Source organism: Staphylococcus devriesei (assembly GCF_002902625.1).
GTDB lineage: Bacteria > Bacillota > Bacilli > Staphylococcales > Staphylococcaceae > Staphylococcus > Staphylococcus devriesei.
Genome location: NZ_PPRG01000119.1, coordinates 1 through 6028, shown reverse-complemented (window position 1 = coordinate 6028; position 6028 = coordinate 1). Strand labels below are relative to the sequence as shown.

Below are 6028 nucleotides of genomic sequence, written 5' to 3'. Positions count from 1 at the left end.
AGTTTAATATGTATGATGTAAAAAGAATTTGAATAGTGTATACTTATACTATTAAAATTAGAAATGAGATTATTATGAAAATAGTAGAAGTAAAATCTAAGAATGGTACCAATTTTATGATTTTAGATGGTAATAATGAACCTATAGTAGATGCAGTAAGATATTTGAAGTATCTGGATAGTGTTAAGAAAAGTTTAAATACCAAGAAAACCTATGCCTATGCACTAAAAAATTTTTTTGTTTACTTAGAAAGTAAAAAGATATGCTATAAAGAAGTTAGTTTTGATAACTTTGTTGATTTTATAAGATGGATGAAAACACCTTTTGAATATGAGAATGTCCTCTCTTATCACCGAAAAGAAAAAAGCATTAGTCCTAAGACAATTAATCTGACTATGACTGTAGTATCTAATTTTTATGATTATCTCTATAGGAGTAAAAAATTAGATGTTAATTTCTATGATTTTATGCATATGGAAAGTAAATACTCTAAAAAATATAAAAGTTTCATGCATCACATAAATAAGGACTATAGAACGTTGAAAAATATTTTGAAAGTTAAAGAACCAAAGAAAAAAATAGAAGTGTTAACTAATGCGGAGGTTAAGAAATTATTAGAGGAAGCTAATAATATTAGAGATAAATTCTTAATACAATTACTATATGAAACCGGATTACGTATAGGTGAGGTATTATCATTACGTATTGATGATATTAAATTTGACTTTAGAAAAGGCCATCAAATAGTTTTGAAAAATAGATTTAATGATAATGGTACTTATTTGAAAACTGGGGAAAGAAAAATATTTATTTCCCAATCGTTAATTGATTTATACGATGATTATGTCTACGAAATAATTGACGAACTTTCAATATGTTCTGATTATCTTTTTGTAAAAATAAAGGGGAGAAATGTAGGAGAAGCTATGAATTATAGTGATATATATTCATTATTTAAAAGGCTAAAACATAAAACATCTATAAATGTTCATCCTCATTTATTTCGCCATACACATGCAACTGTTTTTTATAATGAAACTAAGGATATAAAACAAGTTCAAGAAAGACTTGGTCATAGTAATATACAAACGACTATTAATTTATATGTTCATCCCACTGAAGAAGATATACGTGAAGATTGGAATAAAGTAAAGCATCAATTTCAAGTTTTTAATAAAGGGGAATGACTATGTCAATACCAATTAATTTACCTACAAACAGTACTATGATTAATGAATTATGTACATTACAAAGTAGAACCATCAATATAAAAGGAGAGGTTTTAATAACTGAAATATATGATGATTACTTTTTTAAAAATGATGAGTGGCACATTACAGCTTTTAACAAATTCAAGCAATTTCAAGATAGTATCAAGAACTATAGAGACAAAAGAAAAAATGTTTTCTTTAGGATTAAAAGTAAAAATTTGAATTTAGAATTTAAATACCTTTTTTTGAAACTGATAGTTAAAGAGGATTGGTCCTTATCTAATTTATTTAATACTGGAGCAGTAAAGCTTAATAAGATTGCTAAGTTCTTTAATGAAGTTTATCCAAATTTAAATTCTTTACTTGATTGTGATATAAATACATTAGAAAAGCACTGGTTTAATTGGCTGACTGAAAATAATATACCAATAAAAAGAAGATCATCAACAATAGTTTTTGGTGATTATGAATACAAAAGCGGACTGGCTTCTTTTTTAAAGAATATGTACATTAATCTAATTAAGTTCATTGATAAGCGAGAAGAATGGGAAAAAGATAAATGGGATATTAGAAATTTAGAAAAATATGGATTGAGTTATAATAAAACACTAACTGGCAATTATTTAAACTTTGAAAAAATTGAGTCAATTAAAATGCGAGAATTAGCAAAAAAATATTTAAAAAATCGTTTGATAACTGGTGATATAGCATTTGCTACAGCAAGGTTTTATATAAGAGTTTTAACTAGGTTTTTTCAAAATATATCTAAAAATAAAGAAACAAGGAATAGTTTAAATGAACTAGATAGATGTCATATCGAAGCATATATAGAATTTTTGTTTGAATATGCAGCTAATAAACATTTGCAAAGTACTAAGAATTTTGTGAGAGAAGAATTAAAAACAATTAGAAGGTTCTTAAACGATATTATAACTCAAAACTATGCTATAGCACCGTACCAAGATATACGATTTTTAATTTATCCTCAAGACTTACCTAAACACGAAAAGAAAAATAGTAGCCAAATTGATTATATCCCAGATTTTGTATTGGAACAGCTTTTTGAGCATATAAATGATTTGCATAAAGATTTAATACCTGTAGTTTGGATAGCTTTTAAAACAGGATTAAGAATTTCTGATGTATTGACATTACAAAATAATTGCCTTGCAAAAGTTAATGGAAAGTATTCAATAATCACAGATATTGCTAAAACTTTTGTTAAAGGACATAGAATACCAATTGATAATAAATTAGCTGATATAATAGCAGTTTTAATAGCCGATTCTAAAAGTAAAAGTACAAAAGATAATAATCCTAATAATTATATTTTTGCTATTTATAAAGGAAAAAGAAAGGGAATGCCCTTTACACAACATATGGTCAGAGCACACTTAAATCATTTATCAAAGACTAAAAATATTATTGATGAACAAGGAGAAATCTTCCATTTCAAAACTCATCAATTTAGACATACCTATGCAGTAAAATTGTTAAATGGTGGAGCAGATATATTAACGATACAAGAATTATTAGCACACTCCTCACCAGAAATGACTCTAAGATATGCTAAGTTACTTGATGATACAAAGAGAAAGGCTTTTGAATCAGTTATTGATCAAGGAGCTTTTAGTTTTGATGTTGACGGTAAAATTAAAAATATACAGCATAGTAGTGAACTATCTGAAAAAGCATTGAATTCTTTATGGCAAGAACATAAATTAAACGCAATGGACAATCCTTATGGCACTTGTCATGCTAGATTGAGTGGTGATTGTCCATACATGGAAGCTCCGCCATGCCTGACTTGTAATTCTGGGAAACCATGTAAGGATTTAGCTATTGGATTTTCTGATTTAGATGTTGAAAAATATGAATTACATATCAAATCAACGGTCAAATCTATAGAATTAGCTAAAAATAATAATAGACAAGATATGGTTGAAAAGCATATAAATATATTAAATAAATATGAAGAAATACTAGGTAATATAAAAGATGGAAACATTATATTCGGGAGAAGTAATAGAATAAAAGTATAGAGGTTAAGATGGAAAAATTTAATAGACAAGAACAATTAAAACAGTTGCATGCAGAACGAAAAGTTAAAACCGAGAAAAAAGTTGATAAAGCAATAAATGATTTAGTTCAAAAAAATAAAGAAATTAACTTTAACATCGTTTCTAAACATTCAAAAGTTTCGAAAGCTACATTATATAAAAATAATAAAATTCGAAAGAAAATAGAGAAGTTACGTGAACAAAACAGAGAAATATTTGTTCATAAAAATAAAAATGACGGTAAAGATGCGTTAATCTCCTCTTTAAAAAGAAAAGTAAATTCTTTAGAAAAAGAGAAAAAAATGTTGAAAGAAGAAATTAGCGTTTTATATTCTAGGCTGTATGAGGATATTTAAAATAATGGACAATAAAATTGAAAAGATTCTAGAAGATATTAATAAATTACAAGGCTATAAAGTAACATATCAATATGCTACTGCTATAAATATAAAAGATAATAACATGAACCCTTGGTTTGAAAAAATTGAGGAAATTCTATTGAATGTAAAAGGAGTTATACGCATTTTATCTCCTGACAACCCCCCGGTAAATTATGATTATTGGATTTTACCTGGAAGATATAAAAGACATACAAAAGAATATCACGAAAAACTAGAAAAATTTTTAGAAAAATTTGCTACTAATGCAAATATTAATGATGGATTGTTTGATCAAAATAATATACATGGATACAAATATAAAAAATATATATTCACTCCACATATTGAAATTACTCATGAGAACACTTTGAATTTATTTTTTTTAACCTTAACTATATTTAACAATGGTACATTTGTTATAGAAATCATTGAAGACTTAGAGAGTATAAACTTTGGAAGCGACTTGTATAGTACTTTCTCATGTGTAAAAGATAAGATATATCCTCTAATTAATCAAGAAAAAAATAATAGACAAAGACAGTATCAATTGTATGGTAATAGACATTGTAAAAATATTAGAGATGTTTCTAGACAAATTAATAGAATTATAAAAATTAATAGTAAGGATATTTTTGAATATAAAGTATCTAAAAATATGGGTTTTGAAGTTTATTATTTAGCTAATGAAAATGAATTTACTGATGATCCTTTCTATGAGGACGTGAAGATTCAAGAGTGGTTAGTAAATGCGCCTATTTTTTCATTTGAAGGAAAAAGTAAACATTTTAGGCAAGATGGTTATAGCGATAATTATATAAACTTCTTGAATAAAGCATCTGTTTTTGTAGTTTGGATGGATGAGCAAGAAGAAGATGTTTTAGAAAAATGTTCTCAAATGGCACTTTATTTCAATAGTTCTGCTAATTTCTTTTTCTTAGAAACTATGTTAAATGAATTACAATTGTATGGGTATCAACAATATAATTTAAATGGAAAAAAAGAAGCCCTATATTTTAGACAATGGATACTAAATTTCAAGAGATCTATTGCAATTATTTATAGAACAGAGCTTTTACCTAGTTTATATTTATATTTGTATCTAAAGAATAATAATGATTTTAAATCTCCACAATATATTGAAGAATTAAACAAAGAAGAATTATCACTAATTGAATTGGAGCAGTCATATAAGGAAGAAGAAAGAAGCGAAAAATTAAATAAACTTTTGTTAATAATAAGTCTTTTATCAATTTTCCAAGTAGTAGAAATTTTTTTCAGTGATAAAAATAATATATTTAATATCAGTATGATACTTATAATGATTTTGCTAGAAGTATTTCGAAAAAGGTAATTATAAGAACACTATTTAAACTTTTTAAAAGTTTAAATAGTGTTAAGTGATACTACAAACGTTAGCATTATTTAAATTATATATATTATTGTTAGTATCAGAAAAGGAAAATGTATTACTAATTTCATCCTTTTTTAAAATTTTTCCTGTATATTTTGAAATGTTACCGTCTTCCCAATATGAGATTGTACATAACTCATCATTTTGAATTTTTATTTGAAAAATCTGATCTAAATTATCTAATGAATCATGTGTTAGCAATGGTTTTTCTATTTTATTTTGATCCTTTATAATTTGTTCTAAAATTTCAAACTGTTGCGGGAGAGTCGCAAAAGCTTGCCATTTGATTTTTCCACGCCCTTGAGGGATTTTAGGGTTTAAATATTTTCTTGGTATTTTTCTATAATCAGTTTCATATTTATATTCATCTGGCGCATTAGGATTTGGAATCATGTTTACCACCTCATCATCATTGTAGAACGTATGTTCTTTTTTGGCAAGGATTATATAATTTTTTAATGTGATTAATTAATTAATTTAAAATAAGTTATTTTCTATATGGAAAAGTTGAGTAAGATTATCGAGCATTTATAATTATAGTAACTGGAATTATGATGTTTGGTATGTTAATAGTATTTTCTCTTTTAAAAAATGTGAACATAAAAAAATAGAACATATATAATTATAAATAATATATATGTTCTTCGATATTATGAAGTTTTATGAAAGATAGAATTATATCAGTTTTTGTAGTACATTTAGACTATTAAAATTTGTTTATTACATTCTTGGCGGTTTCACTTATCAATTTATCATTAGGTTTATCACTTTTATTGTCTTTATTCGTAAAAATGACTAAAATAATAGGTTCAGATTGGTTCTTAGGATAAACAAAAGCTACATCATTTCTAGAAGCATATGTTATTGCTTGACCACTTTTATCAGCAACCTTATAGTCTTTTGGAACACCATCTTTAATTAAAGTGTCTCCGTTTTTATTATTTAACCTGTCTCTTATACACATCT

General features: G+C 25.7%; 6 protein-coding genes. 4 read left to right on the top strand and 2 right to left on the bottom strand.

The window, feature by feature from the left end; all coding sequences use genetic code 11:
* Positions 1 to 74: 74 nt before the first annotated feature.
* The 4 genes from CD147_RS11895 to CD147_RS11880 are packed head-to-tail and all read left to right on the top strand — an operon-like array spanning position 75 to position 5002.
* Complete coding sequence (locus tag CD147_RS11895; RefSeq protein ID WP_000706213.1) at positions 75 to 1187, top strand: tyrosine-type recombinase/integrase; 1113 nt, start codon at positions 75 to 77, stop codon at positions 1185 to 1187.
* Between the two features lie 2 nt (positions 1188 to 1189).
* Positions 1190 to 3253 (top strand): tyrosine-type recombinase/integrase, encoded by a 2064-nt coding sequence (locus CD147_RS11890; protein ID WP_000026850.1) that lies wholly within the window; start codon positions 1190 to 1192, stop codon positions 3251 to 3253.
* A gap of 8 nt (positions 3254 to 3261) precedes the next feature.
* A complete protein-coding gene (locus CD147_RS11885; protein ID WP_000410574.1) occupies positions 3262 to 3627 on the top strand; it encodes a DUF6262 family protein in 366 nt (121 codons plus the stop codon).
* 4 nt (positions 3628 to 3631) lie between these two features.
* Positions 3632 to 5002, top strand: a complete 1371-nt coding sequence (locus CD147_RS11880; protein ID WP_000368919.1) for a hypothetical protein — start codon at positions 3632 to 3634, stop codon at positions 5000 to 5002.
* 42 nt (positions 5003 to 5044) lie between these two features.
* Here the strand turns inward: CD147_RS11880 and CD147_RS11875 are convergent, their stop codons facing one another.
* Both CD147_RS11875 and CD147_RS11870 read right to left on the bottom strand, forming a co-directional pair.
* On the bottom strand, positions 5045 to 5455 hold the full coding sequence (locus tag CD147_RS11875; RefSeq protein WP_000612779.1) for a YolD-like family protein: 411 nt from the start codon (positions 5453 to 5455) through the stop codon (positions 5045 to 5047).
* A 313-nt stretch (positions 5456 to 5768) separates the two neighbouring features.
* A partial coding sequence (locus CD147_RS11870) for a serine hydrolase (protein ID WP_206185159.1) occupies positions 5769 to 6028 on the bottom strand: 260 nt, incomplete at its 5' end.